Source organism: Paraburkholderia atlantica, assembly GCF_009362785.1.
Lineage (GTDB): Bacteria > Pseudomonadota > Gammaproteobacteria > Burkholderiales > Burkholderiaceae > Paraburkholderia > Paraburkholderia atlantica.
The window spans coordinates 219625-245268 of the sequence record NZ_WHNQ01000006.1 but is presented as its reverse complement, the minus strand read 5'-3'; the positions used below and the strand labels follow the sequence as shown (position 1 = coordinate 245268).

Genomic DNA, 25644 nt, shown 5'->3' with positions numbered 1-25644 from the left:
GTTCAATAGGCGTTGCTGCCCGCGAAGCCTTTCCACAGCGTCAGCACGACGATCTTGATGTCGAGCCAGAAGGTCCAGTGCTGCATGTAGTACAGATCGAGCTTCACGCGGCCCATCATCTTTTCGATGCGGTCGGTTTCGCCGCGATAACCGTTGATCTGCGCCCAGCCGGTGATGCCCGGCTTGATCCGGTAGCGGTGCATATAGCCCTTCACCAGATCCTTGTAGATGTCGTCGTGCTCGAGCGCATGGGGACGCGGACCGACCACCGACATCTCGCCGCGCAGCACGTTGATGAACTGCGGCAGCTCGTCGAGGCTGGTGCGGCGCAGGAACGCGCCGACCGCGGTGATGCGCGGATCGCGCCGCGTCGCCTGGGTGATCTGGCCGGCCGCTTCCTTGTGGACCTTCATCGAGCGGAACTTGAAGATCTCGAACTCGCGGCCGTCGATCCCCTTGCGCCGCTGGCGGAAAAACACCGGCCCGGGCGAGCTGAGCTTCACCATCAGCGCGATCACGAGCATCAGCGGCGACAGCGCGAGCAACGCGGCGAGCGCGAACAGGCTGTCGAATACGCGCTTGGGCAGCACGCGCAGATCGGTGATCGGCGAGGCGGCCAGATTGATTGCGGGTACGCCGAGCAGCTCGACCATCGGCTGATTGAACAGCGTCAGGCTGCCGACGTCGGGGATGAAGCGGATGTTCACGAAGTCGTTGCGCAGATCCATCACGAAGCGATGGATCGCCTTCTCCTTCGAGATCGGCAGCGCGAGCCACAGCTCGCGGATCGCGCGCTGGCGCACCAGCTCGATCATGCGCTGATAGTCGCGCTCGACCGGCACGCCCGCGACCGCGTGCGCCGTGTCCGGGTCGTCGTACGGATTGATGGTGCCGTCCTCGTCGAACACGACGACGGGCGTGAAGCCGGCTTCAGGGCGGCCGCGCATCTGTTCGATCAGGAAACGGCCGTACGGCGCGCCGCCGACGATCGCGACCGCGCGCTGATTGAAGCCCTCGCGGCGCAGCCCGCGCAGGATCGAATAGACGATCACCTTGGTGACGACCAGCAGCACGATCGACGCGAGCGCCCAGTACACGAGCCACAGCCGCGACAGGCTGTCGGCGCGGTGCACGCTGAAGCTGATCAGCACGCCGGTCACTTCGACCATCAGCCAGCCGCCGGTGACGCGCGACAGCAGATCGTAGAGCGGCTTGCCGCGCCACGACTGATAGATGCCGAGCGCCGGAAAGAACACCACCACGAGCAGGCAGCCGAATGCGAGCGACACGCTTTGCATATCGTCGAGCCATACCACTCTGCCGCTGTGCACGGCCGCCGCCACCATCGCGGCGAGCGCGACCATGGCTATGTCGATGATTCTCGCTAGAACGCTCAGCATGCGCCGCCCCTCTGTTCGTCAGTCAAGTGCGATCCGTCGGTTGGTTGAATTGGGTGTTGCATGGGGTTTCACCGTTGCGCTTTTTATTTCCCATTTGCCTCGCGGCTGAATGGCACTGAATGCGCCTGAATTGACCAGGACGGAAAAGCCAAGGCCGAATGAGTGAATACCCTTGTACATACCTCAATAAAGCGGTATTAAAATTCGCGCGACAAGACCGCAAAAAATCTCAAATTGTATCGGTCAAAATTTCGAATTTTTTTATGCATTTTGTGCGGTAATTGTTGCCGCAATGCGGCTCGACGGAGGTTTCCGGGCAACTCACTTGAGCCTTTTCCGCCGAAGCTCGCGCTTTCCAAACAGTTCTGCCGGTGACGACCGGCGCCATCGGTGCTGTCATTCTTGCGCATCATTAAGCGAAAAAAATACCTGCCGGTTTTTTTCCGGTAATTTTTATTTTTTAATCAATCGATGCGATATTTTTTCACGCATTCCGAATAAATCCGCCGCAGGCTTTATCCGAATTGTATTTAACGCGCTTTTATTGATTCGCGACTTCGTGATAAAACTCGACGCATTCATCCAGCCTCGAGGAGAGTTCACCATGACAGCTCCGGCCCCGGTCACGCCCGCCGGCACCCGGCCTTCCCCCGCCGCTTCGTCCACGCCCTCAACCGCGACCAGCGTCAAGCTCAAGGTTCATCCCGTGATTCTCGCGGGCGGCTCGGGCACGCGGCTATGGCCGATGTCGCGCGAGCAGCATCCGAAGCAGTTGATTGGCCTGCTCGGCGACGAGTCGCTGCTGCAATCGACGACCCGCCGTCTCGATGGGCTCGAAGCCGGCTATCCGCTCGCCGGCCAGCTCGTGGTCGTCGCCAACGAAGAACAGCGCTTCACGACGGCCGAACAGTTGCGCACGGGCGGCAAGCCGAGCCGGCTGATACTCGAACCGGTGGGCCGTGACACCGCGCCCGCGTTGACGGTGGCCGCGTTGTCCGTCGCTGCGCAGGACGAAGACGGCATCATGGTCGTGATGCCCGCCGATCACGCGGTCACCGACAGCGCAGGCTTTCACGCGGCGGTCGCCGCCGGCGTTCAGCATGCGGCGGCCGGGCAAATCGTGACTATGGGGATCGTGCCGACGCGCGCGGAAACCGGCTACGGCTATATCCGCATCGGCGCGCCGCTCGGCTCTAACGATGTGCAGGATGCCGCGCAGACCGAAGGATCGGCGCGCCTCGTCGCGCATCGCCTCGACCGCTTCGTCGAAAAGCCGCATCTGGAACTCGCGCGGCGCTACGTCGAATCACGCGAATACTGGTGGAACAGCGGTATTTTCATCGTGCGCGCATCGACGTGGCTCAAAGCGATTCGCCATTTTCAGCCGGCCATTTACGAAGCATGCGAAGCGGCCTTCACGGGCAGCACGGCGGACGGCGACTTCTTCCGGCTGCAACGCGATGCGTTCGGCGCGTCGCCGTCGAATTCGATCGACTATGCGGTGATGGAAAAGCTGGGCGCCGATCAGAGCATCGCGTCGGGCGTGGTCGTGCCGCTGATGGCCGGCTGGTCCGACGTCGGTTCGTGGGACGCGATCTGGGACATCTCCGAGAAGGACGCCGATCGCAATGTGAGCCGCGGCCGCGTGATGTTCGAAGGTGCGAACTCGACGTTCGCGCATTCGGAAGGACGGCTGATTGCCTGCGTCGGCACGCAGGATCTCGTCGTCGTCGAGACCGCCGATGCGATACTCGTCGCCGACAAATCACGCGTGCAGGACGTCAAGAAGATCGTCAACCGGATTCGTGAGGATGGCGGGCTCGAAGCGGCCAATCATCGCAAGGTGCATCGGCCGTGGGGCAACTACGATTCCGTCGACACCGGCGAGCGCTTCCAGGTCAAGCGGATCGTCGTGAAGCCGGGCGCGCGGTTGTCATTGCAGATGCATCATCATCGCGCGGAGCACTGGATCGTCGTGCGCGGCACCGCGCTCGTCACGCGCGGCGACGAGCGCTTTATCGTGTCCGAAAACGAGTCGGCCTATATTCCGCTCGGCGTCACGCATCGCCTCGAAAACCCGGGCAAGATGCCGCTCGAAATGATCGAGGTGCAGTCCGGTTCGTACCTGGGTGAAGACGATATCGTCCGCTTCGACGATACGTACGGACGGCAATGACCTGCGACCGGCCGCAATGACGAGGCGGGACCCTGCGGCGGCGAAAAGCGGCCGCAGGGTCCGCCGGGCTCATCCCACGTACGAGATGAGTTCTTTGTAGGTCGCCGAAAAGCGCTCCACAGTGCCGCTGTCGGTCGTCACCGTGGGCGTGCTTGCGACGCCCGCGCTCCCGGTGTCCGACGGATAGCGGCGCAACGGCCCGCGCAATGCATTCAGTGATGGCTTCAGCGGCCCGTGCAACGGCGCGCCGTGATTTGACGCGTGATTCGCGAGGCCATCGATCGACGCCGGTTCCGGCACATGACGCAGGCCCGACAACGAACGGGTCGCGGAGCGCTGCGCAGGGTTGCCCGACGCGTGTGCCGACGCGGGTTCGGCGGCGCTTGCATCGGTCATCGTGGCGGCTGCCGCGTCGGTGGCGCATTCGCGATCGATCCACTGACGCGCCCAGTCGAGCGCGAATTGCTGCGCGTGCTGCGCATCCTCGAAGCGCGGGCCGACGAGGCCGGAGCGCTCGACACGCTTGCCGTCCCTGATGATCTCCGCCCACCCGCGATACATCGCATTCGGCACTTCCTCGACCACCACGTAGATCAGATAACCGCGCGAGTCGGTGACCTGCATGCCGCGCGGCGCGAGGCCCATCGTCAGCGACGGGCGCGGCTCGTCGGCCGCGACGGTCTCGGCCGTGTCGAATGCAGGCGGTTCGACGTGCGCCTCCGCCGATGTCGCCAACGCGGATGTCGCCACCGGGGCCGCCGGCACTGCCGCTGGCGCGAGCCCCGACAATTGCCGCGTGATGTCGCCGATCGGATCGGCCGTGCGCCATTGGCTCAACGCACTCGCGACGCCGGGCGCCTGCCACGACTCGGGGCTCTTCCACGACACGCCGCGCAGACTATCGTCTTCGCGCGGGCTCGGGGTTTGCGCCACCGGTGCCGCGGGTCTGGCTGTAGCGGGCGGCGCCGGTTGGGGAATGTACGCGAAGGTGCGGCCGCTCTGCGACAGCAGGCGGACCATCTCCAGCAGTGTGCCGTTCAGTTGCCACTCTTCGAAGCGGCGACGGCACGTGGGACCGGACGGATAGCGGCCCGGCAGCTTCGACCACGGCTCACCCGTGGTCATGATCCACAGCACCGCATTCGTCACGATGCGCGGTTCGGCGCGCGGCCGGCCGCGCCTGTTCAGACGGACGGCCGGCTCGTCGGAGACGAGGGGCGCGAGCAGCGCCCATTCGTCGTTGTTTAGCTCATCGAAAAACATTGGATTTTCTCCACGCGGCCTGGCCTGGCCGCGGCGTTGGGCCTGCCACGGATTCTCAGCGTTCACGACCCGTGTGCGGCCCTCGGTTGCACAAATTTGTTTTGTTCGTTCGGCTCGCTGGAGCAGTCCGCCCATGCGTGGTGCGGCTCTTCCCTATTGCGAAGCACAAAACGCGGTCTCACTCGTGCACGGGAAAATTTGTGCACGAAGCATACCACCTCATTCTTTGCATGAGTACAGTTGAGACAAGTGTTACCGATAGAAACAATCTTGTCTGTTTCGCTGCGTCGATTCTCGTATTGCCGTAACAGAAGCCACTGCTTATCCAGCATTGAATCGGTGTATTGCAAAGCACAATACCGCATTGCCGAACCGAATGCGCTTTTAGAAATGCAATTGCCGATCCAGCATGCATTTCTATGCCATTTGATGTTTGATTTGATCAGCGGTGTCGAGCGTCGGCGACAGAACAGCGACGCGCACGCGCGGTGACATAGAGGCAATGGGAGGCGCGCACGCGGCCGCTGCGCATGCGCGGAGTTCGACCCGACACGAAAGACGTCGAAGTCGCTTCGAGCGACGCTACGGGCGCACTGGTTTCGATGCCTGCTCGCCGACCACGGTGGTCCATTCGCGCACGCGCCAGCGCGTGACGAGTCCGGATAGCACGTACGGATCGGCCTTTGCAAAGGCTTCCGCGACTGCCGGCGAGGTGCCGGTGAAGAGCAGCACCGCACCGTCCGTCGGCTCGGTGAGTGCGCCGGCCAGCAGCAGTTCGCCCCGTTCGGCGGCGGCCCAAGCGAGTTTCAGATGCGCGTCGCGGTACTCGCCGCGTCGCGCCAGATAGTCGGGCACCAGTTCGTACATCAACAGGTAGTGCATCGTAAGTCTCCTCGCAAGGATGAAGGGTGACATGAAGCGGCGTGCATCGGAGCGCATTTGAGCATAACGGCCGCTACCGAATTTCGTGCCAATTTTCTATTCAGGTGCATTCGCAGCAATGTAGAAATTCTCATTGCCTGGTAGCCGTAGATCCAAATTCCGTAAGCCGTAATTTCCGTTCAATAAGTTTGAAATAATCGGCGCGACTCATCTGCATTGCATAACGAAATTCGCGCGCTCGTTCATTCAATCGTTTCAAACGCCGCATCGCCGGTTGCTGCCCGCTACTCAGGGAAAACGAGCGCGGACCGCTGTCAACCGGAATGCATTTCGAGCCGTTCTGGCAGACGGCATTTGCCATAATGGATGCGCCGATGGGCCCATGGATGCCGTCGTCGCCCGCGCGCATAAACGACCAGAAACGTTTTCACCACCGATGGAGTCTCCCATGAAAATCCAATCCGCTATCGCTACGCTGGTGTTGGGCGCGGTACTCGTATCGCCGGCGTTCGCGGCGAACAGCCAGCAGACCAAGATGGCCGACTGCAACAAGCAGGCCGGCGACAAGAAGGGCGACGAGCGCAAGGCGTTCATGCAAACCTGTCTTTCCGCGAAGCCGGCCGCCGCCGCGCCGATGAGCCAGCAGGACAAGATGAAGGCGTGCAACAAGCAGGCGGGCGACAAGAAAGGCGACGACCGCAAGGCGTTCATGAAGACCTGCCTGTCCTCGTCGGCGCCAGCCAACTGAGCAATACGCGTAGCCGTTCCCCACGCCGGCGCCCTGCCTGTGCACGCGGCGCTGGCGCGTCGTTCCACCTACGCGGCGCTCCGCCCGAGTCCCCTGCTTCGTAGTCCAGCCGCCGCGACCCGCCGTTTTCTTCTATGATGGCTGCGGAGACGGCCCACCCTCACATATAGAACCAATCACTACGCGGGCCGCCATCTTGTCGTTGGTGCTACTGAGCATCGATCGGAGGCAAGGATGGTATCGAAGCACAAAAACCGCTGGTTAAGGCGGTGGTTGCTGGTCATCATATTCTGGGCCGTGCCCGTGGCGATCGTGGCGGTCAACGAGATCCGCGAGGAAATGTCGTACAACGCGGTCGATCTCGATCGCGCGCTGACTACCTGGAATTTCACTCAGGCGCAGCGCGCCGCCGGCGCGCCTGCGCGTTGCCATGGCAAGCCCGACGAGGCGAAAGCCGCCGGCTGCCCGGCCGACGTGCTGGCTGCCAATGCGCCGCGTCAGCAGGACGCGATCAACGAATACAGTGTGCGCCGCTCGACGCTGTTCGCCTATCTGTGGCACGCGTTCGTCGGCTATTGGATCGTGCCGGCGGCGATCCTGTTCGTGATCGGCGCAATCATCGGCATGGTGCGCCGCGCGCTGCGGCGCCCGCCCGCGGTCAAGAGTCCGGTGAATCACGGGTGAGCGGCGGCCGCGCCGTTGGCACTCGCGGCCATCTGCTGCGCCGAAACAACACTTTCACTTCGATGTCGATGGGCCGCCACGGGACGCGAAAATCGGTAAAAACCGGCGCATCGCGGGGTCGCGCCGAAGCGTCCCCAAAATCGCCGCGCTTCGGGCGCTCGTCCGCTTCGCCTCCTCCGATCTTCGCTGGACGCGTACTTCGACGCTGCTCGGCGGACCGGTCAAATTTACTGAAAAGAACCTTGCGATCAGCCTCAAACCCTTGTCCCATAAGGCTTTTCGCGTTGCCACGCAACGCGCCTTTTAGACCAGGCTGTGTTATAACTCAGAGGCAACCATGCGACAACAACACGGTTGCGCACCGGACCCACCACGGAGAAAAACGATGCAAAGACGACACTTCATGTTGAAGACGACCGCTGCGCTAGCCTTCGGAGGCCTTGCACTCGCCGGGTGTACGACGACGGGCAACACTCCGGACAATGCTCATGTCAACGCCTCGAAACGACAGTCGATCGACGCCAGCGTCGACGGCACGCTGTCCAGGCTGTTCACGACCGTGCCGGGCTCACGTGAGCTGGTGTCGAAGGCGCGGGGCGTGCTGGTGTTCCCGTCGGTGATACAGGCGGGCTTCATCGTCGGCGGTCAGTATGGCGAAGGCGCATTGCGAGTGGGCGGCGCGACGGTCGGCTACTACAGCACCGTGTCGGGCTCGTTCGGCCTGACGGCGGGCGCGCAGTCGAAGGCACTCATCTTCCTGTTCATGACGCAGGATTCGCTCGACAAATTCCGCAACGCGGACGGCTGGTCGGCCGGCGTCGATGCATCGGTCGCGCTCGTGAAGGTCGGCGCGAACGGCGCCGTCGACACGACCACGGCCACCGCGCCGGTGCAGGTTTTCGTGTTGACCAACGCGGGCCTGATGGGCGACGTGTCGCTGCAAGGCACGAAGGTCACGCGGCTGAAGATCTGAGCGCGTTCATCGGCACGCTCCGCTGAACACTTGCGCGCGCGGGCTTTGCATCCGGATCGCATCGCGGCGAAGGCCGCGCGAGGGACCTTGTGTGGGTCATCGCGCGGCCTTTTTGTTGTGTGATGCCGATGCCGGCGCTCACCCGCGACAAAACTCAAGCGCGAAAAAAAACGGCGCCGCGCATCGCGCACCGCGCCGTTCTTCGCTTCGACACTGGCGAACGATCCCGCGTCAAGCGCCCGACGAATCGATCACCTTGAACCTCGAGCGCTTCTGCGCGCGAATCACCGACTGATAAGCCTCCACATACTGACGCGCCATCCGGTGCGACGTGAAGCGCTCCTCGAAGCGCCGCCGCACGCCCGTGCGGGGAACCTTGTGCAGCCTGTTCACGGCCGCCACCGCGCCGATCTCGTCCTCGACGATGAACCCGGTCACGCCCTCTTCGAGCACTTCCGGCACCGAGCCGCGATTGAACGCGATCACCGGCGTGCCGCACGCCATCGCCTCGATCATCACGAGACCGAACGGCTCCGGCCAGTCGATCGGAAACAGCAACGCATGCGCGCCCGACAGAAACTCGGCCTTCTGATGATCGGCAATCTCGCCGATGTACTCGACATACGGCAGGTCGAGCAACGGCCGGATATCGCGCTCGAAGTATTCGCGGTCGGCCGCATCGACCTTGGCGGCGATGCGGATCGGCATGCCGCAGCGGCGCGCGATGCGGATCGCCGTATCGACGCGTTTTTCCGGCGAAATCCGGCCGAGAAACGCGAGGTACTTCTGCTCGACCGGTTGCGGCGTATAGAGCTGCTCCGGCAGGCCGTGATAGACCGTGGTGAGCCAGCGCGCCTGCGGCAGCGGATGGCGCTGCGCATTCGAGATCGAGATCACCGGCACCGAGTTGAACGTGTCGAACACCGGCTGCTGCTCAGGCAGATCGAGCCGGCCGTGCATCGTCGTGACGAACGGCGTGTCCTGCCGCCTGAATACCGAGAACGAGTAGTAGTCGAGGTGGAAATGCAGCACGTCGAAGTCTTCGGCCTGGCGGCGCACCAGTTCCATCAGCAGCATGTGCGGCGCGACGCGGTCGCGAATGCCCGGATCGAGCCGCAGCGCGCGCGGCCACACCGCTTCGAGCTTCGCGCTGGTGACGGAGTCGCCGCTCGCGAACAGCGTCACGTCGTGACCCTGTTCGACCAGCGCTTCGGTGATGTACGACACGACCCGCTCCGTGCCGCCGTATAGCTTCGGCGGCACCGATTCGGTCAGCGGGGCGATCTGCGCAATCTTCATATTGTGTCTCCGTGAGCCGACGGCTGGCGCGCAATCGCGATGCCGTCGGCGACGCCGAGTATGACAGCGCCATGACGTCGGATCAATTCACGCGGTCCCTAAGCGCCGCATGCATCGTCGCTACGGAGGATTATTCCCTGGCGTCGGTGCAAAAGCCGCAGGTCTTGCAATTGCTCTGTGCTGTTACAAACGGCTTACATCCGGTGACACGGGGCCGCGCGCCGGCTTTGCGCGGGCTTTGGGCCTTCATCGCGCCATCATCGCGCCGTCATTGGTGGCCGCCGGCCTCGCCCGCCCGGCGTACGGGCACGCTGCGCAAATCCCTGAGAAAGCTGTCGCGCCACACCCCGAGATCGTTCTCGCGCAGCGCGGCCATATTGATTTCGTGACGCCGCTGGCGCGCGTCGAGCGGCATCTGCAATGCGCGCTGCAAGGCTTCGCACATGCCGATCGCATCGTGCGGATTGACGAGCACCGCGCCAGAGAGCTCGGCCGCGGCGCCCGCGAAAATCGACAGCACCAGCACGCCGGGGTCGTCGGGATTCTGCGCGGCCACGTACTCCTTCGCGACGAGGTTCATGCCGTCGTGCAGCGGCGTGACGAAGCCGATCTGCGACTCGCGAAACAGCGACATCAGCTTCCAGCGGTCGTACTGCTGGTTCAGATAGCGGATCGGCGTGTAATCGAGCCCCGAGTAGCGGCCGTTGATGCGCCCTGCCTCGTATTCGAGATCCTGGCGAATCTTCTGATAGGTCGCGACATCCGAGCGCGTCGGCGGCGCGATCTGCACGAGTGTGACGTTGCCGCGCCATTCCGGCGAGCGTTCGAGCAGCAGTTCGAACGCGCGAAAGCGCTCGACCAGCCCCTTCGAATAATCGAGCCGGTCGACGCTCATGATCAGCTTGCGCCCTTCGAGGCTCTGCTTCAGTTCGAGCACGTGCTGGCGGCTTTCGTAGCGTTTGGCCTGCTCGGCGATTTCGTCGGGAAACACGCCGATCCGGTACACGCCGGTGCGCAGCTTGCGCCCGAACGCCTCGACGCTGCCGTCCGCGCTGACTGTGCCGCGCGCGTGACGCGTCACGTAGTCGTGAAACGCCTGCTGGTCGGTGGCGGTCTGGAAGCCAAGCAGGTCATAGCACGACAGCGACTTGACGAGCTCCTCGTGCGGCGGAATGTTGAGCAGGATCTGCGGCGCGGGAAACGGGATGTGCAGGAAGAAACCGATGCGGTTCGTCACGCCTTCGCTGCGCAGCGCCTCGGCGAACGGGATCAGATGGTAGTCGTGAATCCAGATGATGTCGTCCGGTTCGAGCAGCTTGACCAGCTTGTGCGCGAGCCATGCATTGACGCGCCGGTAGCCCGCGTACTCTTCGCGCTCGTAGCGCGCGAGGTCGTTGCGGTAGTGGAATACCGGCCATAGCGTCGCGTTCGAGAAGCCGCGGTAATACTGGTCGTAGTCCTTGCGCGTGAGGCCGACGGTCGCGAAGGTCACCGCGCCGTCCTGCTCGAGCATCGGCCCCGCGTTGGCGACCGTTTCGCTGACCACGTCGCCGCTCCAGCCGAACCAGACACCCCCCGCATCCTTTAGCGCGCCGAATACGCCGACGGCGAGTCCGCCCGCCGATCCCTTGGTCTCCGTCGGCGTCGCGACGCGATTCGACACGACGATCAATCGGCCCATAGTGCATGTCCTCCGTAGTTCTTGCGGTGCGCCGCGCCGCCTGCGCGGGCGTAAGCAGCAATCGGCGTGCCCAGGCACCGTTGGGCGTGAGCGCGCTCGACGTTCGCGGCGCGCGATTCGTGAGCGGCGCTCGGCAACGCCTGACTAAGCCTGCTCCTCCGTCTTCTGCGGGACTTCGGCCGGGCCCGTGCGTCCGAGCCGGCTCGCCACCGGATCGGCTTCGGTATGCGCGGCGGTGCTGCCGGCTGGCGCCTGCCGGCTGCGCGGCAGCCAGTCGATCGGAGCAGCGCCGCTGGTCTCCAGCTCCGCCGACACCTCCGCACGCGCCCGCGGCAGGTACTCCGGGTAATGCCGGTGCACGAAATCGAGCAGCCCTTCGCGCACGCGGCAGCGCAAATCCCACGCGAGGCCGGAATCGGGCGCGCTGACGAGCGCGCGCAACTGCATCGCGCGCTCGGTGCAGTCGGTCACCTGCAGCACCTGCACGCGGCGGTCCCACTCGGGCGCGTTCTCGACGATGCGCGCGAGTTCCTCGCGCAGCGGCGCGAGCGGCATCCGGTAATCGACGAACAGGAACACGGTGCCGATGATTTGCGAGCTGTTGCGCGTCCAGTTCGTGAACGGGTTTTCGATAAACCATTGCAGCGGCACGATCAGCCGGCGCTGGTCCCACAGCCGCACCGACACGTAAGTACCGGTGATTTCCTCGATGCGCCCCCACTCGTTCTGGATCACGACCACGTCGTCGAGGCGGATCGGCTGCGACAGCGCAATCTGCAAACCGGCGATCAGGTTGCCGAGCACCGGCCGCGCCGCGATACCGGCGACCAGACCGGCGACACCGGCCGAAGCCAGCAGGCTCGCGCCGATCTGCCGCACATTGGGCAAGGTCATCAGCGCACCGCCGACACCGATGATCACGATCACGATCATCACCGAGCGCGCGAGCACGCGCGCCTGGGTATGGATGCGGCGCGCCTGCAGGTTATCGGCGGAATCGAGCGGATGGGCGCGGATGATCGCTTCGCCGATCGCCGCGGCCGAGCGCACGGACAGCCACGTCAGCGCGGCGATCAGCGCGATGCCGGTGATGTCGCGCACCGGTTCGATGAAGTTCAGGGTATCGGGCGCCTCGGACCAGACCCACGCGAACACGAGGATCACGAGGACGAACAGCGACGGCTTGTCGATGTAGCGCAGCACGACGCTCGTCAGCGCATGAGGCTGCGCGAGGCGCATCACGACACGCGCGCCGAAGCGGTGAACGCCGATCGCCACGACCGTCACGAAGGCCGTCACGATCAGCGCGCCGAGCCACGTATGCAACGGCGCGGCGGCCACGCGGTAGAAGTCGTCGATAGTAGGCATAACGGGCATCTTCCTCCGGGCTCGATGAGCGGCGGCGCGCCTGCGGGACTACTGACATCCGGGGGCGCCCCAGCGGGAGCGACGACCCCGACACCCGAGGCGCACGACAGCGCCTGGGCGTTACAACGGGTTCTTCAATGCGCGGGCGTTTATCGATCAGCTGCCGCTTTTGCAGGGAAACGCCTTGCCGAGACCCAGCGAAATCGCCGTGCTCGCGTTGTAGCCCGCGGCGTTCGGATTCTCGGCGATGTACTTGCGCACCGCGTCGGTCAACTGCGCCGAGCGCGCGTCCGGCGGCAGGCAGAAGTACTGGCCGACGCGCGGACCGGTGGTGCCGCCGATCGCGTCGATCGTGTTGAAGATGCCGTCGGCCGCGCCTTCGATGTAGGCCGCGCAGGCGCTACGCGAAGCGATGTCCGTCTTGGTGCACAGCTTGTTGAGGTCGCCTCCCGTAAACGCGGCTGCCGAAAGCGGCAAGGCAAGCGCGCCGGCGAAAATCAATGCCCGCAGCATGGTGTTCCTTTCCAGGGTTGTTTATCACGCGGTCTTTCTGCCGCGTCCGGACGGCGCGCCACGCGGCGCGCCGAAGTCGTCATTCTGCACTGTTTTGCGCGGCGGCAGCAGGCCCGCTGCCGCGCGGGTCGGACAAAACGGCAGCAAAACGGCACGGCCTCGGGGGCGCGCCGCGCGGCCTGCCGACAGCGTCATTGCTTCTGCTGCTGGGTCTGCTGCATGCGCGCCGTGAGCCCTTCGACGACGTCCGGTTCCTTGTAGGTCTTGGCGAAATCGAGCGCGGTCATGCCGATCTGGTTTTTCACCGACAGGTCCGCGCCATTGTCGAGCAGCAGCTTGACGGTCGACACGTGGCCGCCGCGCGCGGCCATCATCAACGGCGTGGTGCCGTTCGGCGAGCCCGTGTCGACGTAAGCCGAGTGGTCCAGCAGCACCTTGACGATGTCGTCGTGGCCGTTCGCGGCCGCGTAGTGCAGCGGCGCCCAGCCCTTCTTGTTGACCTCGGCGTCCTTCGCGATCAGCAGATTCACGAGGTTCAGGTCGCCGACCAGCGACGCCATCATCAGCGCGTTCTCGCCGGCCTTGTCCTGAATCTCGATGTCGGTCTTCTGATTCGCGAGCAACGCGGCTGCGACCTTGTCGGATTTTTCGCGCGCGGCGATCACGAGCAGCGGCATGCCCTGGTTGTCGACGCTGTTCGGGTCCATGCCCTTCGCGAGCAGCTTGTTGACGCCGTCGACGTCGTCGAACTTGACCGCCTTGATCAGCGTGTCGATCGGCGCTGCGTGCGCGGGCATCGCGACTAGCGCCGCGCAGGCGAGCGCGGCGGCGCATGCGAGACGGCGTGCCGGCGCGAGAGCCCGAGCGGCCGGTCCGGCGCACAGCGGTTGGAAAGCAGCGGACGACATCGAAATGTTTTTCATATAGTACTTTAGGAAAGCTTCCTATCCCTTTGATGGTGCGAGGCTTTTTAACTCAGACGCCGGCCGGCGCGGCGATTCCGAACAGCCTGAAGAAATTTTGCGTGGTTGCGGCGGCCAGCGCCTCGTCCGGCATCTCGCGTTGCTGCGCGATGAAGCGTCCGACATAACTGACGTACGCAGGTTCATTCGGTTTGCCGCGATACGGCACCGGCGCCAGATACGGCGAATCGGTTTCGATCAGCAGACGCTCGAGCGGTACGCGGCGCGCAACCTCCTGCACATCGGTCGCGTTCTTGAACGTGACGATGCCCGACAGCGAAATGTAGAAATTCTGCGCGAGCGCCTGCTCGGCGATGGCCCATGGTTCGGTGAAGCAATGCATGACGCCGCCCGGCACGCCCGCGCGCTCCTCGGACATGATGCGCAACGTATCTTCCGACGACGACCGGGTGTGGATGATCAGCGGCTTGCGGGTCGCGTGCGCGGCGCGGATGTGCGTGCGAAAGCGCTCGCGCTGCCATTCCATGTCGGCGATCGAGCGGCCTTCGAGGCGGTAGTAGTCGAGCCCGGTTTCGCCGATCGCGACGACCTTCGGGTGTTCCGCCAGTTCGACCAGCTCGGCCACGCTCGGCTCGCGCATGTGCTCGTGATCGGGATGCACGCCGACCGACGCGTACACGTTGTCATAGCGGCCGGCGATATCCAGCACCGACGGCAGCGTTTCGAGGTCCACCGACACGCACAGCGCGTGCGACACCGAATGGCTGCGCATGTTGTCGAGCACTTGCGGCAGACGGTCCGCGAGTCCTTCGAAGTTGATATGGCAGTGTGAATCGACAAACATGGTCAGGTCCTGCGAAAAAAGGCTTTGCAATCGGGCGACGGCGTGGCCGGGGCCGCTTGGGACAACTCAGATAGCTTGCTTGGTAGCTTGCTCAACTCGCGTGCGCAAGGCGCTTGCCAAGAATCACCAGATCGCGCTCGACGCCGTCCAGCACCGCGACGCGCGGCAGCGTGCCCCATGCGTCGAAGCCGAAGCCGCGGAACAGCCGCACGCTCGCTTCATTGTGACCGAACACGAAGCCGAGCACCGTGTCGATGCCGAGACCCGGTGCCGCGTCGAGCGAAGCCGCCAGCAACTGTTTGCCGAGACCCTGGCCGCGCGCGCTTTCGTCGAGATAGATGCTGACTTCGGCGGTGCGCTGATAAGCCGGCCGGCCATAAAAATCGGAAAAGCTCAGCCACGCGATCACGCGGCCCGCCTGCTTCGGATCTTCGACCACCCACAGCGGCCGTTTTTGCGGGCCGTGCGCATCAAACCACGCATGCCGGCTCTCAACGCTGACCGGCTCGAGGTCCGCGGTGACCTGGCGCGACGGGATCGTCGAATTGTAGATGGCGACGATCGCAGGCAGGTCGTCGAGCGTGGCGTCGCGGTAGGAAAGGCTCATGGTGGCTGGCTTGAATGGAATGAGACGGAAGGCTGTCCGGCTGCGGGCTCACGCGAACAGCGCGCGATAGCCGATGAACAGTTCCTCGAATACGAGCCGCGCGTTCAGCGGATGGTTCTCGACGGCGCGCTGGCGCGTAACGGTTCGCAGAAAGCGCGCGAATGCATTGGCGTCGGCCTGCGCGGCGCAGCGCGTCAGCGCGGCCGAGGCCTGCGGGAAATAGCGCGGCGCGCCGGCGGTGCGCTGTGCGAGCAGATCGTACATCCAGCGCTGCAGCCAGCCGAGCACGAGCGGCACCGGCAGCTTCTGCAGCGCCTCGCCACAGGCGAACGCGTCGCAGCCTGCGCCAGCCGCGAGCTGCTTGAGCGTCCAGTCGCGCAGCGGACGGTTTTCGTCGCTGGCGAGCGCGAGCGCGGCGAGCGGCGCGCCGCCCGCTTCGGCGAGCAGCGCGGCGGCGTCGTCGACGCCTTGTGCGGCGAGCCATGGCGCGGCGGTGTCCGGCGCAGGCACGCTCATCGGCCACTGACGGCAGCGGCTGATGATGGTCGGCAGCAAACGGTCGATGCGCGCCGACACCATCAGGAACACGACGCCCGCGGGCGGTTCTTCGAGCGTCTTCAGCAACGCGTTGGCGGCCGCGACGTTGAGCGCCTCGGCCGGATACAGCACGACCACGCGCGCGCCGCCGCGGTGCGAGCCGACACCGACGAAGTCGAGCAGACCGCGGATCTGTTCGATCTTGATTTCCTTGCTCGGCGTGCGGGTCTTTTTGCCCTCGTCGCCTTCGGCTTTTTCGGCCTTGTCTTCGGCGCCGTTCGCGAGACCGGCTTCGGCGGCGAGCGCCTCCGGCACGACGATGCGATAGTCGGGATGATTGCCCTGCGCAAACCAGTTGCAGGCCACGCACGAACCGCACGGCTCGCCGTTCGGCTGCGGCGCCTCGCACAGCAGACCCTGCGCGAGGTGCTGCGCGAAGCGCAGCTTGCCGATACCCGCCTGACCGTGCAGCAACAACGCGTGCGGCCAGTGGGCGCGCAGCTGCTGCAGGCGGTTCCAGTCATCGGCTTGCCACGGATAGATCATCGTTTGTCTTTTGAATCAATTGGTTGCACGCGTTACTTCAGATAACGAATCAACTTGGCGCGTGATTATAAGAAGCAGTAATATTGCCTCTGAATCAAAGAGTTGCAATCAACTCTTCAAGCTGCTTCTGGATCCGCGCGATGCTCTGCGAAGAGTCGATGATAGCGAATCGATACGGCGCTTCTTCGGCGCGGCGCATATATTCGGCGCGCGTGCGCTCGAAAAACGCCGCCGACTCGCTCTCGAAACGATCCGGGTTGCGCGCCGCGCTGCGCCGCTCGTTGGCAACGGCGGGCGGCAGGTCGAACAGCACGGTCAAATCCGGCTGGAAACCACCCTGCACCCAACGCTCGAGCGTCTCCAGCTTGTCGCGCGGCAGGCCGCGGCCGCCGCCCTGGTACGCGAACGTGGCGTCGGTGAAACGGTCGGACAACACCCAGTCGCCGCGCGTGAGCGCCGGCTCGATCACCTCGGCCAGATGCTGGCGGCGCAGCGCGAACATCAACAGCGCCTCGGTTTCGAGGTCCATCTTCTGATGCAGGACGATTTCGCGGATCTGCTCGCCGAGCGGCGTGCCGCCGGGCTCGCGCGTCATCACCACCGAGCGGCCGCTCGGCGCGAGTTTCGCCTCGAGCCGTTCGCGGAACCAGCCCAGATGGGTGGTCTTGCCCGCGCCGTCGATGCCTTCAAACGTTATGAATTTGCCGCGCGCCATCATTGCCCTCGAATGTATTTGTCCACGGCCTTGTTGTGTTCGCCGAGGGTGTCAGAAAAGATGCTGCTGCCGTCGCCGCGCGACACGAAGTACAGCGCGCTGCTCGGCGCCGGGTTCATCGCCGCCTGCAGCGACGCGACGCTCGGCAGCGAGATCGGCGTCGGCGGGAGGCCCATCCGCGTGTAGGTATTGTAGGGAGTGTCGGTCTGCAGGTCTTTCTTCCTGATGCGGCCGGCGTAGCTGTCGCCCATGCCGTAGATCACAGTCGGGTCGGTCTGCAGCGGCATGCCCGCGCGCAGACGGTTGGCGAACACGGCGGCGACGAGCGCGCGGTCGGACGCCTTGCCGGTTTCCTTTTCGATGATCGACGCCATCGTCAGCGCGTCGTACGGCGTCTTGTACGGCAGGTTCGGCGCGCGCGCGAGCCACGCTTCGTCGAGACGCACGCGCATCAGCCGGTAAGCGCGGCGGTAGATGTCGAGGTCGCTCGTGTCCTTGTCGAACAGATAGGTATCCGGGAAGAACAGCCCTTCGCCATTGCCGATCGACGCCTCGGGCGCGCCGATTGCGCTCATCAGATCGGCGTCGCTCATGCCGAGCGTGTCGTGCTTCAGCGCGGGATTCGCGTCGAGCTCGGCGCGCATGCGCTTGAAGGTCCAGCCTTCGATGATCGTCGCCACGTATTCGTTGACGTCGCCGCGCGCGATTTTCTGCAGCACCTCGTAGGGCGTGATGCCGCTCTTGAACTCGTAGTTGCCGGACTTCAGGTCGCTTTGCAGCCCGAGCAGCCGCGTCATCGCGATGAACAGCTCGGGTTCGACCGGCACGCCGCCGCGATTGAGCTGCAGCGCGACGCTGCGCAGGCTGCTGTGCGGTTTGACGGTGACGTCGAGTTGCGCCGGGGTCAATTCGAGCGGGCGGGTGGCCCAGTAGTATCCAGCGGCGATGGCCGCCGCGGTCAGCACAACGACGAGCGCGCCGGCTGCGAAACATTTCTTGAAAAGGGTCATGCGAAACGTGACTGGGTTGGACTGAATATAATAACTGTTTGCCTTAGCCAAAGTCAGAATTGACTGTTCCCGGAATCCATGAACACACCGCTCGTGAACACCCCAGGTAACGCTTCCGGTCTCGCTCCCACCGCGGCGGCGCCCGCCGCCCTGCCCATCTTGCCGCGCCCGTCGGCCGAAGAATTCGCCGCCGTGCTCGAACATGGCGCCTATATGCCGCTGTCGCAGTTCGGCGTGATCGACACGACCGGCGACGACGCGGCAAGCTTCCTGCACGCCCAGTTGACCAACGACGTCCAGCATCTCGACGCCGCGAACGCGCGCCTCGCCGGCTACTGCTCGGCCAAGGGCCGACTGCTCGCGTCGTTCCTCAGCTGGCGCAGCGGCGACACGATCCGCCTGCTGGTATCGAAAGATGTGCAGGCCGCGGTGCAAAAGCGCCTGTCGATGTTCGTGCTGCGCGCAAAAGCCAAGCTCGTGGACGCGAGCGGCGAGCTCGCGGTGGTCGGCCTCGCGGGCGACGTGCGCGGCGCGCTGTCCGGTGTATTCGACGCGCTGCCCGACGGTGTGCACGTGCAGGTCGACGGCACCGCGGGCACGCTGATCCGCGTGCCGGACGCGTTGGAGCGGCTGCGCTATCTGTGGATCGGCCCGAAGGCGCAGGTCGAAGCGCTGCTGCCGTCGCTCGACGGCAGGTTGAAGCGCGTGTCGCCGGCCGTGTGGGACTGGCTCGACATCCGCGCGGGCGAGCCGCGCATCACGCAGCCGGTCGTCGAGCAGTTCGTGCCGCAAATGGTCAACTTCGACGTGCTCGGCGCGGTCAACTTCCGCAAGGGCTGCTATCCGGGTCAGGAAGTGGTCGCGCGCAGCCAGTACCGCGGCACGATCAAGCGGCGCACGTCGCTCGCCAACGTCGCCGGCGAGCTGGACACGGTGCGCCCCGGCGGCGAACTGTTCCACTCGGACGATCCCGGCCAGCCGTGCGGGATGATCGTCAACGCGGCATCGGCACAAGGCGGCGGCGTCGATCTGCTGGTCGAGATCAAGCTCACGGCGCTCGACAGCGGCAGCGTGCATGTCGGCGCGGCCGACGGCCCCGCGCTGCGCTTCCTGACGCTGCCCTACGGGCTGCCAGCCGAGGTCTGATCGTTGGACAGGTAAAAAGCGGCGCAATCGGGCGCCGTTTTTTATTGGCTGCTTTATTCTCGTCCGATTTTTGTCGCTTTCTTTGCCGCCAGCCTTTGCGGCGTCAGGCGGCCGCCCCATGCTCTGTACGGGAGATGCTCCCCGATGTGCCTGATCGTATTCGACTGGCGACCTGATGCGGTCGATGGTCCGCTGTTCACGCTCGCCGCGAATCGCGACGAGTTCTTCCGCCGCACGGCCGAGCCGATCGGCTGGTGGCGCGACGCGCCGGACGTGCTGGCGGGCCGCGACCTCGTGGGCGGCGGCACGTGGCTCGGGCTATCGCGCGACGGCCGCTTCGCCGCGCTGACCAATTACCGCGCGCCGGGCGAAATGCGCGCCGATGCGCCGACCCGTGGCACGCTGGTCAGCAACTGGCTCACGAGCGCCGCGCGCGACCCCGACGGCCATCCGCACGAGACGCCGCTCGCCTATCTGCAGCACGTCGCGCAAAGCGGCGACATCTACAACGGCTTCAACCTGCTGGTCGGCGACTGGACGCGCCGTGAGCTCGCGTGGTACTGCAATCGCGGCGCCGTCGACGCAAGCAGTGGCCCCGCGCTGCTCGCGCCGGGCACGCACGGCATCTCGAATGCGGTGCTCGACACCGCGTGGCCGAAGCTGGTCAGAAAGCGCGGCGAGCTCGCCACGTTGCTCGCGCGCGATGCGATGCCGCCGCTCGAACGCCTGATCGATCTGATGCGCGATCCGCGGCTCGCGCGCGACGACGAATTGCCGTCGACCGGGATTCCGCTCGAACGCGAGCGCGTGCTGTCGGCGGCGTTCATCGAATCGCCGGAATACGGCACGCGCAGCACCACCGCGCTGCGCGTCGCCGCCTATGGCGAGGTGATCGGTGTCGCGGTCGCCGAGCGCAGCGACGACAACGGCTCGCACCGCATCGTGCGGCCCGGCGATTTCGAGCGCAGCTTCGCGTTCAATGTCGAGCGTGACCGGATGAGCGTGGCTTGACCGTTTGATCACCGCCTGGCCGGCGCATTCGCCGCCGGCCGCTCATCGCTTCGCGACAACCACCCTCACCCGATGCCGAATGCCGCGCGCAATGCCGCCGCGGCATCCGCATGCGCCTGTCCGACTTCGGGCACGAAGCCGCCCATCTTGAAGAACTCGTGGATCATGCCGGCGTAGCGCTTGAGCGTGACCGGATTGCCGAGCGCGCGTAGTTTTTCCGCATACGCATGGCCCTCGTCGCTGAGCGGATCGTATTCGGCGGTCGCGATCCACGCGGGCGCGACGCCACGAAAATCCGGCGCGCCGCGCTCGCCGTCGAGCGGCGCGAAACGCCAGTCGTCGCGATCGCCGCTATCGCGCAGGTAGTGTTCGAAGAACCACTGGATCGTGTCGCCCGACAGCAGGAAGCCGTCGGCGAGGCGCGAATGCGAGTCGGTCTGCTGATGGCCGGTGGTGCCCGGATAGATCAGCAACTGCAGCGCGAGCGAAATGCCGGCGTCGCGCGCGAGCACCGCGCAGACCGTCGCGAGCGTGCCGCCCGCGCTATCGCCGCCGAGCGCGAGCCGGGTGTCGTCGATGCCGAATTCGGCTGCGTGCGCGTGCAGCCAGCTAAGGGCATCGAAGGCATCATCGACCGCGGTCGGAAACTTGTGCTCGGGCGCGAGCCGGTAATCGACCGACAGCACCGCGCACTGGCCGTCGCGCGCGAACATCCGGCACAGCGCATCGTGCGTGTCGACGCTGCCGACCGTGAAGCCGCCGCCGTGGTAGTACACGAACGCCGGCAGCGGCTCGGCCCAGTTCGGCTCGACCGGGAAATAGAGGCGCGCGCGGATCGTCGCGCCGTCGCGCGTCGGTACCCGCAGGTCTTCGACGGAGAACATCGGCGCGCTCGGGATCTCGAGGATCGGCGCACTTTTCTCGTACGACGCGCGCGCCGCTTGCGCGCTCATCTGGTGATACTGCGGGCGTTTGGCCCGCGCGATCATGTCGAGCACCTGCTCGATCGTTGGATTCAGCGGCATGGTTTCAGCAACGTGATGCGCACAGCGCAGGACGCCAATTGTTGTCAGGAGCCGGCGCACCGGCTACGCAGCCGGCCGCTACTCCGCGTTCTTCACTTCGGGCTTCAGCGACATCGGATCGGACGGCTCGCGCAACTGCTCGATATCCTCGTGACGCAGCTTGACGGTCGCCATGATGCCCGGATGCGTGATGATATAGAAACGCCGCGCGGCGATCGCCTCGAACGCGATGTCGGCGACATCGTCGGCATTGAGCTTGCCGGACTGCACCGCGCGCTGCAACTGCTTGGCCGCAGCGATCTGCGAGCGCGTCGGCCGGCTCGCGTTGCGCAGTTCGTCGGGACGCGCGCGCTCGGCGTCGGCGATGCCGGTCGGCACGAAGGCAGGACACAGCAGCGAACAGCCGACCTCGCCGCCGGTGCCGGCCTGCGCGAGCTTCAGGTCGTGATATAGCGTCTCGGTCAGCGCCACCACCGCATGCTTGGACGCGTTGTAGATGCCCATCGCCGGCGGCGCCAGCAGCCCCGCGACCGACGCCGTATTGACGATATGCGCGGGCTCGTTCTGCGCGAGCATGATCGGCGCGAACACGCGCACGCCGTGCGCGACGCCCATCACGTTGACGCCGAACACCCACGACCAGTCGTTCGCCGAGCTTTCCCACAGGAAGCCGCCGGTGCCGACGCCAGCGTTGTTGAACAACAGATGGACCTTGCCGAATGCGGCGAGCGCCGCCTGCGCGAGCGCCTCGACCTGCGCGGCGCTCGATACGTCGGTCGGCATGCCGATCGCTTCGGCGCCGGCTTCGCGCAATGCGTCGACGGTCTGCGTGAGCTGTTCGGCGTTGACGTCGGCGAGCACGAGCTTCATGCCGAGCGCCGCGCCCTTGTGCGCGAACGCGCGGCCGAAGCCGCTGCCCGCGCCGGTGATCACCGCCACCTTGCCTGCGAATTCGAACATCCTGTGACTCCGTGATTGAGTGGCAGCTGGCCGTTGCATGATGACGTCGCGCTCAGATCAGCTTGACCAGTTGCTTGCCGAAGTTGCGGCCCTTCAGCAAACCGATGAACGCCTCGGGCGCGGCCTCGAGCCCTTGCGCGATCGTCTCGCGATAGTGCAGCTTGTTCTGCGCGACGAGCGTGCCGAGCTGCTTGAGCGCCTCGGGCCAGACGTCCATATGTTCGCTGACGATGAAGCCCTGCACGAGCAGCCGCTGCGTCAGCATCATCGATGGATTCTTCAACGGCAGCGGCTGGCCGTCGTATCCGGCGATGAAGCCGCACAACGCGATGCGCCCGAACGCATTCATGCGCGCGAGCGTCGCGTCGAGCCCCTCGCCGCCGACGTTCTCGAAGCAGCCGTCGACACCGTCGGGCGTCACGGCCTTCAGGTCCTGGTACAGGTTGCCGGCCTTGTAGTCGACGCAGGCGTCGAAGCCGAGCGTATCGACCACATAGCGGCACTTGTCCGCGCCGCCCGCGATGCCGACCGCGCGCGCGCCGGCCGCCTTCGCGAGCTGGCCGACCACGCTGCCCACCGCGCCGCTCGCCGCACTGACGACCACCGTCTCCCCCGCCTTCGGCGCGATGATGCGGTTCAGTCCGTACCACGCGGTGACGCCCGGCATGCCGACCGGGCCGAGATACGCGGACAGCGGCACGTGCGTGTCGTCGACCTTCTGCATGCCCACGCCGTTCGAGGTGCCGTACTCCTGCCAGCCGAACATCGCGACGACCTTGTCGCCCACCGCGAACTTCGGATTCCTCGTTTCGACGACCTCGCCGACCGTGCCGCCGATCATCACTTCGTTCAGCGGCTGCGGCGGCGCATATGACTTGCTGTCGTTCATGCGTCCGCGCATGTACGGATCGAGCGACAGATAGTGGTTGCGCACGCGTACTTCGCCGTCGGCGAGCGGCGCCAGCGGCGTTTCGACGAGCTTGAAGTTATCGGGCGTGGCTTCGCCTTGCGGGCGCGAAACCAGCAGCACCTGGCGGTTGATCTGGGCCATGAAGTCGTCTCCTTGGGTTGTTGGGGATTGACCTGCATTCGTCGAACCCAGGTCTGAAGTTGACTGCGATGAGGGCTTAGTCGCTCGGACCGGGCTTCGCCGCCGGGTCGCTGCGCAGACGCTGACGCCTGACGTCGCGGCCGACCGCGAGGCGCCGCATGTACTTGAAGGTGCCGAGCGCTTTGGCGACGAAGTGACCTTCGCTGTCGCGGATCTCGCCTTCGCAATAGGCCATCGTGGTCGAGCGATGCAGCACGCGGCCGGTCGCGCGCAACTCGCCGCGCCCCGGCTGCATGAAGTTGACCTTCATCTCGACGGTGACGACGCCGACGCCGTCGCCCGCGAGACTGCGCGCGGCCATCGCGAGCGCGACGTCGGCGAGCGTCATCGTGACGCCGCCGTGCGCGACGTCCCAGGTGTTCATATGATCGGGCTGCAACGGCAGCACGACTTCGCTGACGCCATCGGCGGCGCGCAGCAGCTGCGCGCCGAGACGGTCGATGAAGGGGCTTTCCGGCAACGATGGGTTGCCTGTTGTGGCGGAAGTGATTGGGTCGGTCATGGCGGTGTCTGGAGTTCGGTCGGCAAGCTCGGAAATCGAATCGCCGCATCCCGGCACTCCGCAAGGGGCACGCGTGTGCGCTAAATGAGAAATTCTACCGGCTATCGCTTTGATCCATCCGCCTCATTCCGCTCGATCATTCGCGTCGCCAACCGCCCCAATCTGCGCACCGCTTCATCGACCAGGTCGAGGTGCGCGCTCGGGCAACTCAGGCGGACGAAACGATCGAAGCGCCCGGTGTTAGAAAACACCGTCCCAGGCATGATGCGGATGCCAACATCCAACGCCGCCTCGAAAAAAGCGGCCGACGACAACCGATGCGGCAACTCGACCCAAAAGAACATGCCGCCGCGCGGCGAGGTGAAGCGCGTGCCCTCAGGAAACGCCGTCGCGATCCCCGCCGCCATGCGCTCGCGCTGAAGCCGCAGGCTCTCGCGTAAGCGCCGCAAATGCCGCGCGTAGGCGCCCGTCCCCAAAAACCCGGCGAGCACGACCTGCGCAAGCTGATCGTTGTGTCGCGACTGCGCGAACTTCAGCATGCCCACGCGTGGGTGCCAGCGCCCGCCATTGATCCAGCCCACCCGCATGCCAGGCGCGAGCGTCTTGTTGAACGACGTGCAATGGATCACAGTGCCGTCGGTGTCCCAAGCCTTCAGTGAGCGGGGAGACGGTTCTCCATCGACGAGATCGCGATACGGGTCGTCCTCGATCAGCGCGACGCCGGCACGCGCGCACAGCTCGACGACACTGGCCTTGTTCGAGTCAGGCATCACGCTGCCGAGCGGATTCTGCAGGTTCGGCACCACGACGACGGCCTTGATATCGCGATGATTTTGCAAAGCGAAGTTCAGCGCTTCGACGGCAAGGCCCGTGCTTGGGCTCGCCGGAATTTCGAGCGCGCGCAGTCCGAGGCTCTCCAGCACCTGCAGCAGGCCGAAAAAACACGGCGATTCGACCGCGACGGTGTCCCCGGGCTGCGTCACCGCACGCAACGCGAGGTTCACGGCTTCGATGCCGCCGTGCGTCATGATGACCTCGTCCGCGCCGATCTCGATGCCGCCTTCGAGCGCACGCCGCGCGATGATCGCGCGCAAAGCCGGATCGCCGAAGTCGGGGCCAGCCGAGGTCAGCAGCGTGGGCTCGCGGCGCAACGCGCGCATGGCGGCCTGCTGCAGTGCATCGGTCGGATAGAGATCGGGCGCCGCGGTTGCGCCGCCGAGATTGAGCGCCTGCGGATAGCGCTGGTACTTCGACACGATCGCCGAAATCGTCGCATGGATGCCGACGAACTGCGCCTCGCCCGGCGGCATCGCCAGATCCGGTTCAGAGGCATTGGGCAGCACCGTGGCGGGCACGCGCACGAAATAGCCTGAGCGCGGCCGCGCATCGATCAACGCGTCGCGCTCGAGCAAACGGTAGCTCTCGGTCGCGGTCGCGAGGCTCACGCCGTGCCGCTGCATGAACGCACGCATCGACGGCATGCGGTCGCCGGGGCGCAGCACGCCGTTGCCGATCGCGCGGCGATATTGATCCGCCAGTCGCCGATAAAGAGGCTGGCGGTCCGCTGAAGGGTCCGCGAACGCGTCGCGCCGCTCGAAGGTCAGTTTGCTCATACGCTGATGGTGCGGATAGTCCACGCGGAGCAACAGATACACAACCGCACGATTCGGACCGATACAGCAGGCCGAAATCCTTCGCTGTATCGGTTCGGATTGTCCAT

General features: G+C 65.2%; 26 protein-coding genes. 6 read left to right on the top strand and 20 right to left on the bottom strand.

Going from position 1 to position 25644, the window contains the following annotated elements; all coding sequences use genetic code 11:
* Positions 1 to 2: 2 nt before the first annotated feature.
* Complete coding sequence (locus tag GCT19_RS11810; RefSeq protein ID WP_152852029.1) at positions 3 to 1400, bottom strand: undecaprenyl-phosphate glucose phosphotransferase; 1398 nt, start codon at positions 1398 to 1400, stop codon at positions 3 to 5.
* 229 nt (positions 1401 to 1629) lie between these two features.
* A complete protein-coding gene (locus GCT19_RS42705) occupies positions 1630 to 1800 on the bottom strand; it encodes a hypothetical protein (RefSeq protein WP_176136293.1) in 171 nt (56 codons plus the stop codon).
* A gap of 204 nt (positions 1801 to 2004) precedes the next feature.
* On the opposite strand from GCT19_RS42705, the gene GCT19_RS11805 reads away from it, so the two are divergent.
* Complete coding sequence (locus tag GCT19_RS11805) at positions 2005 to 3576, top strand: mannose-1-phosphate guanylyltransferase/mannose-6-phosphate isomerase (RefSeq protein ID WP_152852028.1); 1572 nt, start codon at positions 2005 to 2007, stop codon at positions 3574 to 3576.
* Between the two features lie 69 nt (positions 3577 to 3645).
* Here the strand turns inward: GCT19_RS11805 and GCT19_RS11800 are convergent, their stop codons facing one another.
* Positions 3646 to 4839, bottom strand: a complete 1194-nt coding sequence (locus tag GCT19_RS11800) for a transposase (protein WP_018431980.1) — start codon at positions 4837 to 4839, stop codon at positions 3646 to 3648.
* Positions 4840 to 5421: 582 nt separating this feature from the next.
* Positions 5422 to 5721: a YciI-like protein gene (locus GCT19_RS11795; RefSeq protein WP_018431982.1), complete on the bottom strand. Its 300-nt coding sequence runs from the start codon at positions 5719 to 5721 to the stop codon at positions 5422 to 5424.
* Between the two features lie 448 nt (positions 5722 to 6169).
* Here GCT19_RS11795 and GCT19_RS11790 point away from each other — a divergent pair, with 448 nt between their 5' ends.
* The 3 genes from GCT19_RS11790 to GCT19_RS11780 all read left to right on the top strand — a co-directional run bounded on the left by GCT19_RS11790 (position 6170) and on the right by GCT19_RS11780 (position 8126).
* Positions 6170 to 6469 (top strand): PsiF family protein, encoded by a 300-nt coding sequence (locus GCT19_RS11790; RefSeq protein ID WP_018431983.1) that lies wholly within the window; start codon positions 6170 to 6172, stop codon positions 6467 to 6469.
* Positions 6470 to 6703: 234 nt separating this feature from the next.
* Complete coding sequence (locus GCT19_RS11785) at positions 6704 to 7153, top strand: hypothetical protein (protein WP_026228011.1); 450 nt, start codon at positions 6704 to 6706, stop codon at positions 7151 to 7153.
* Between the two features lie 385 nt (positions 7154 to 7538).
* Positions 7539 to 8126 carry a BPSL1445 family SYLF domain-containing lipoprotein gene (locus tag GCT19_RS11780; RefSeq protein WP_026228012.1) on the top strand — a complete coding sequence of 196 codons (588 nt, stop codon included), beginning with the start codon at positions 7539 to 7541 and terminating at the stop codon, positions 8124 to 8126.
* A gap of 231 nt (positions 8127 to 8357) precedes the next feature.
* Here GCT19_RS11780 and GCT19_RS11775 read toward each other — a convergent pair whose 3' ends face one another.
* From GCT19_RS11775 to mltG, 11 genes are all read right to left on the bottom strand, one after another.
* A complete protein-coding gene (locus GCT19_RS11775) occupies positions 8358 to 9425 on the bottom strand; it encodes a glycosyltransferase family 4 protein (RefSeq protein ID WP_152852027.1) in 1068 nt (355 codons plus the stop codon).
* Between the two features lie 268 nt (positions 9426 to 9693).
* On the bottom strand, positions 9694 to 11106 hold the full coding sequence (otsA, locus tag GCT19_RS11770) for an alpha,alpha-trehalose-phosphate synthase (UDP-forming) (protein ID WP_018431987.1): 1413 nt from the start codon (positions 11104 to 11106) through the stop codon (positions 9694 to 9696).
* Positions 11107 to 11250: 144 nt separating this feature from the next.
* Positions 11251 to 12474 (bottom strand): mechanosensitive ion channel family protein, encoded by a 1224-nt coding sequence (locus GCT19_RS11765; RefSeq protein WP_152852026.1) that lies wholly within the window; start codon positions 12472 to 12474, stop codon positions 11251 to 11253.
* 156 nt (positions 12475 to 12630) lie between these two features.
* Complete coding sequence (locus GCT19_RS11760; RefSeq protein ID WP_018431989.1) at positions 12631 to 12987, bottom strand: Rap1a/Tai family immunity protein; 357 nt, start codon at positions 12985 to 12987, stop codon at positions 12631 to 12633.
* Positions 12988 to 13011: 24 nt separating this feature from the next.
* Entirely contained in the window at positions 13012 to 13182 is a 171-nt protein-coding gene (locus GCT19_RS42700; RefSeq protein WP_176136286.1) for a hypothetical protein, read from the bottom strand.
* On the bottom strand, positions 13179 to 13910 hold the full coding sequence (locus tag GCT19_RS11755) for an ankyrin repeat domain-containing protein (RefSeq protein ID WP_152852025.1): 732 nt from the start codon (positions 13908 to 13910) through the stop codon (positions 13179 to 13181). Before GCT19_RS11755 ends, GCT19_RS42700 begins: the two co-directional genes overlap by 4 nt.
* A 52-nt stretch (positions 13911 to 13962) precedes the next feature.
* Positions 13963 to 14754, bottom strand: coding sequence for a TatD family hydrolase (locus GCT19_RS11750; RefSeq protein ID WP_152852024.1), 792 nt, complete (start codon positions 14752 to 14754; stop codon positions 13963 to 13965).
* A gap of 91 nt (positions 14755 to 14845) precedes the next feature.
* The gene (locus tag GCT19_RS11745; protein ID WP_013089432.1) at positions 14846 to 15361 is read right to left on the bottom strand and encodes a GNAT family N-acetyltransferase; all 516 of its coding nucleotides are present in this window, start codon (positions 15359 to 15361) and stop codon (positions 14846 to 14848) included.
* Positions 15362 to 15409: 48 nt separating this feature from the next.
* A complete protein-coding gene (locus GCT19_RS11740; RefSeq protein ID WP_152852023.1) occupies positions 15410 to 16444 on the bottom strand; it encodes a DNA polymerase III subunit delta' in 1035 nt (344 codons plus the stop codon).
* A 94-nt stretch (positions 16445 to 16538) separates the two neighbouring features.
* Positions 16539 to 17159, bottom strand: a complete 621-nt coding sequence (gene tmk, locus GCT19_RS11735) for a dTMP kinase (RefSeq protein ID WP_018431994.1) — start codon at positions 17157 to 17159, stop codon at positions 16539 to 16541.
* Entirely contained in the window at positions 17159 to 18169 is a 1011-nt protein-coding gene (gene mltG / locus GCT19_RS11730; RefSeq protein ID WP_152852022.1) for an endolytic transglycosylase MltG, read from the bottom strand. Before mltG ends, tmk begins: the two co-directional genes overlap by 1 nt.
* 78 nt (positions 18170 to 18247) lie before the next feature.
* Between mltG and ygfZ the strand changes: the two genes are divergently transcribed.
* Both ygfZ and GCT19_RS11720 read left to right on the top strand, forming a co-directional pair.
* A complete protein-coding gene (gene ygfZ, locus GCT19_RS11725; RefSeq protein WP_152852021.1) occupies positions 18248 to 19315 on the top strand; it encodes a CAF17-like 4Fe-4S cluster assembly/insertion protein YgfZ in 1068 nt (355 codons plus the stop codon).
* Between the two features lie 144 nt (positions 19316 to 19459).
* The gene (locus GCT19_RS11720) at positions 19460 to 20326 is read left to right on the top strand and encodes an NRDE family protein (RefSeq protein WP_018431996.1); all 867 of its coding nucleotides are present in this window, start codon (positions 19460 to 19462) and stop codon (positions 20324 to 20326) included.
* Positions 20327 to 20391: 65 nt separating this feature from the next.
* Here the strand turns inward: GCT19_RS11720 and GCT19_RS11715 are convergent, their stop codons facing one another.
* The 5 genes from GCT19_RS11715 to GCT19_RS11695 all read right to left on the bottom strand — a co-directional run bounded on the left by GCT19_RS11715 (position 20392) and on the right by GCT19_RS11695 (position 25537).
* Positions 20392 to 21351, bottom strand: coding sequence for an alpha/beta hydrolase (locus GCT19_RS11715; RefSeq protein WP_152852020.1), 960 nt, complete (start codon positions 21349 to 21351; stop codon positions 20392 to 20394).
* A 78-nt stretch (positions 21352 to 21429) separates the two neighbouring features.
* Complete coding sequence (locus GCT19_RS11710) at positions 21430 to 22311, bottom strand: SDR family oxidoreductase (protein WP_152852019.1); 882 nt, start codon at positions 22309 to 22311, stop codon at positions 21430 to 21432.
* 52 nt (positions 22312 to 22363) lie between these two features.
* Positions 22364 to 23362, bottom strand: coding sequence for an NADP-dependent oxidoreductase (locus GCT19_RS11705; RefSeq protein ID WP_152852018.1), 999 nt, complete (start codon positions 23360 to 23362; stop codon positions 22364 to 22366).
* Positions 23363 to 23438: 76 nt separating this feature from the next.
* Positions 23439 to 23924: a PaaI family thioesterase gene (locus GCT19_RS11700; protein ID WP_152852017.1), complete on the bottom strand. Its 486-nt coding sequence runs from the start codon at positions 23922 to 23924 to the stop codon at positions 23439 to 23441.
* Positions 23925 to 24025: 101 nt separating this feature from the next.
* Complete coding sequence (locus GCT19_RS11695; protein WP_152852016.1) at positions 24026 to 25537, bottom strand: aminotransferase-like domain-containing protein; 1512 nt, start codon at positions 25535 to 25537, stop codon at positions 24026 to 24028.
* Between the last annotated feature and the right edge of the window lie 107 nt (positions 25538 to 25644).

Coding starts and splice junctions, on each gene's coding strand:
- GCT19_RS11765 (WP_152852026.1), bottom strand. CDS start 12,474: ATGCCTACTATCGACGACTTCTACCGCGTGGCCGCCGCGCCGTTGCAT.
- GCT19_RS11810 (WP_152852029.1), bottom strand. CDS start 1,400: ATGCTGAGCGTTCTAGCGAGAATCATCGACATAGCCATGGTCGCGCTC.
- GCT19_RS11760 (WP_018431989.1), bottom strand. CDS start 12,987: ATGCTGCGGGCATTGATTTTCGCCGGCGCGCTTGCCTTGCCGCTTTCG.
- otsA (WP_018431987.1), bottom strand. CDS start 11,106: ATGGGCCGATTGATCGTCGTGTCGAATCGCGTCGCGACGCCGACGGAG.
- GCT19_RS11750 (WP_152852024.1), bottom strand. CDS start 14,754: ATGTTTGTCGATTCACACTGCCATATCAACTTCGAAGGACTCGCGGAC.
- mltG (WP_152852022.1), bottom strand. CDS start 18,169: ATGACCCTTTTCAAGAAATGTTTCGCAGCCGGCGCGCTCGTCGTTGTG.
- GCT19_RS11705 (WP_152852018.1), bottom strand. CDS start 23,362: ATGGCCCAGATCAACCGCCAGGTGCTGCTGGTTTCGCGCCCGCAAGGC.
- GCT19_RS11755 (WP_152852025.1), bottom strand. CDS start 13,910: ATGAAAAACATTTCGATGTCGTCCGCTGCTTTCCAACCGCTGTGCGCC.
- GCT19_RS42705 (WP_176136293.1), bottom strand. CDS start 1,800: ATGACAGCACCGATGGCGCCGGTCGTCACCGGCAGAACTGTTTGGAAA.
- GCT19_RS11795 (WP_018431982.1), bottom strand. CDS start 5,721: ATGCACTACCTGTTGATGTACGAACTGGTGCCCGACTATCTGGCGCGA.
- GCT19_RS11720 (WP_018431996.1), top strand. CDS start 19,460: ATGTGCCTGATCGTATTCGACTGGCGACCTGATGCGGTCGATGGTCCG.
- GCT19_RS11790 (WP_018431983.1), top strand. CDS start 6,170: ATGAAAATCCAATCCGCTATCGCTACGCTGGTGTTGGGCGCGGTACTC.
- GCT19_RS11800 (WP_018431980.1), bottom strand. CDS start 4,839: ATGTTTTTCGATGAGCTAAACAACGACGAATGGGCGCTGCTCGCGCCC.
- tmk (WP_018431994.1), bottom strand. CDS start 17,159: ATGGCGCGCGGCAAATTCATAACGTTTGAAGGCATCGACGGCGCGGGC.
- GCT19_RS11695 (WP_152852016.1), bottom strand. CDS start 25,537: ATGAGCAAACTGACCTTCGAGCGGCGCGACGCGTTCGCGGACCCTTCA.
- GCT19_RS11805 (WP_152852028.1), top strand. CDS start 2,005: ATGACAGCTCCGGCCCCGGTCACGCCCGCCGGCACCCGGCCTTCCCCC.
- GCT19_RS11710 (WP_152852019.1), bottom strand. CDS start 22,311: ATGTTCGAATTCGCAGGCAAGGTGGCGGTGATCACCGGCGCGGGCAGC.
- GCT19_RS11715 (WP_152852020.1), bottom strand. CDS start 21,351: ATGCCGCTGAATCCAACGATCGAGCAGGTGCTCGACATGATCGCGCGG.
- GCT19_RS11745 (WP_013089432.1), bottom strand. CDS start 15,361: ATGAGCCTTTCCTACCGCGACGCCACGCTCGACGACCTGCCTGCGATC.
- GCT19_RS11780 (WP_026228012.1), top strand. CDS start 7,539: ATGCAAAGACGACACTTCATGTTGAAGACGACCGCTGCGCTAGCCTTC.
- ygfZ (WP_152852021.1), top strand. CDS start 18,248: ATGAACACACCGCTCGTGAACACCCCAGGTAACGCTTCCGGTCTCGCT.
- GCT19_RS11700 (WP_152852017.1), bottom strand. CDS start 23,924: ATGACCGACCCAATCACTTCCGCCACAACAGGCAACCCATCGTTGCCG.
- GCT19_RS42700 (WP_176136286.1), bottom strand. CDS start 13,182: ATGACGCTGTCGGCAGGCCGCGCGGCGCGCCCCCGAGGCCGTGCCGTT.
- GCT19_RS11740 (WP_152852023.1), bottom strand. CDS start 16,444: ATGATCTATCCGTGGCAAGCCGATGACTGGAACCGCCTGCAGCAGCTG.
- GCT19_RS11785 (WP_026228011.1), top strand. CDS start 6,704: ATGGTATCGAAGCACAAAAACCGCTGGTTAAGGCGGTGGTTGCTGGTC.
- GCT19_RS11775 (WP_152852027.1), bottom strand. CDS start 9,425: ATGAAGATTGCGCAGATCGCCCCGCTGACCGAATCGGTGCCGCCGAAG.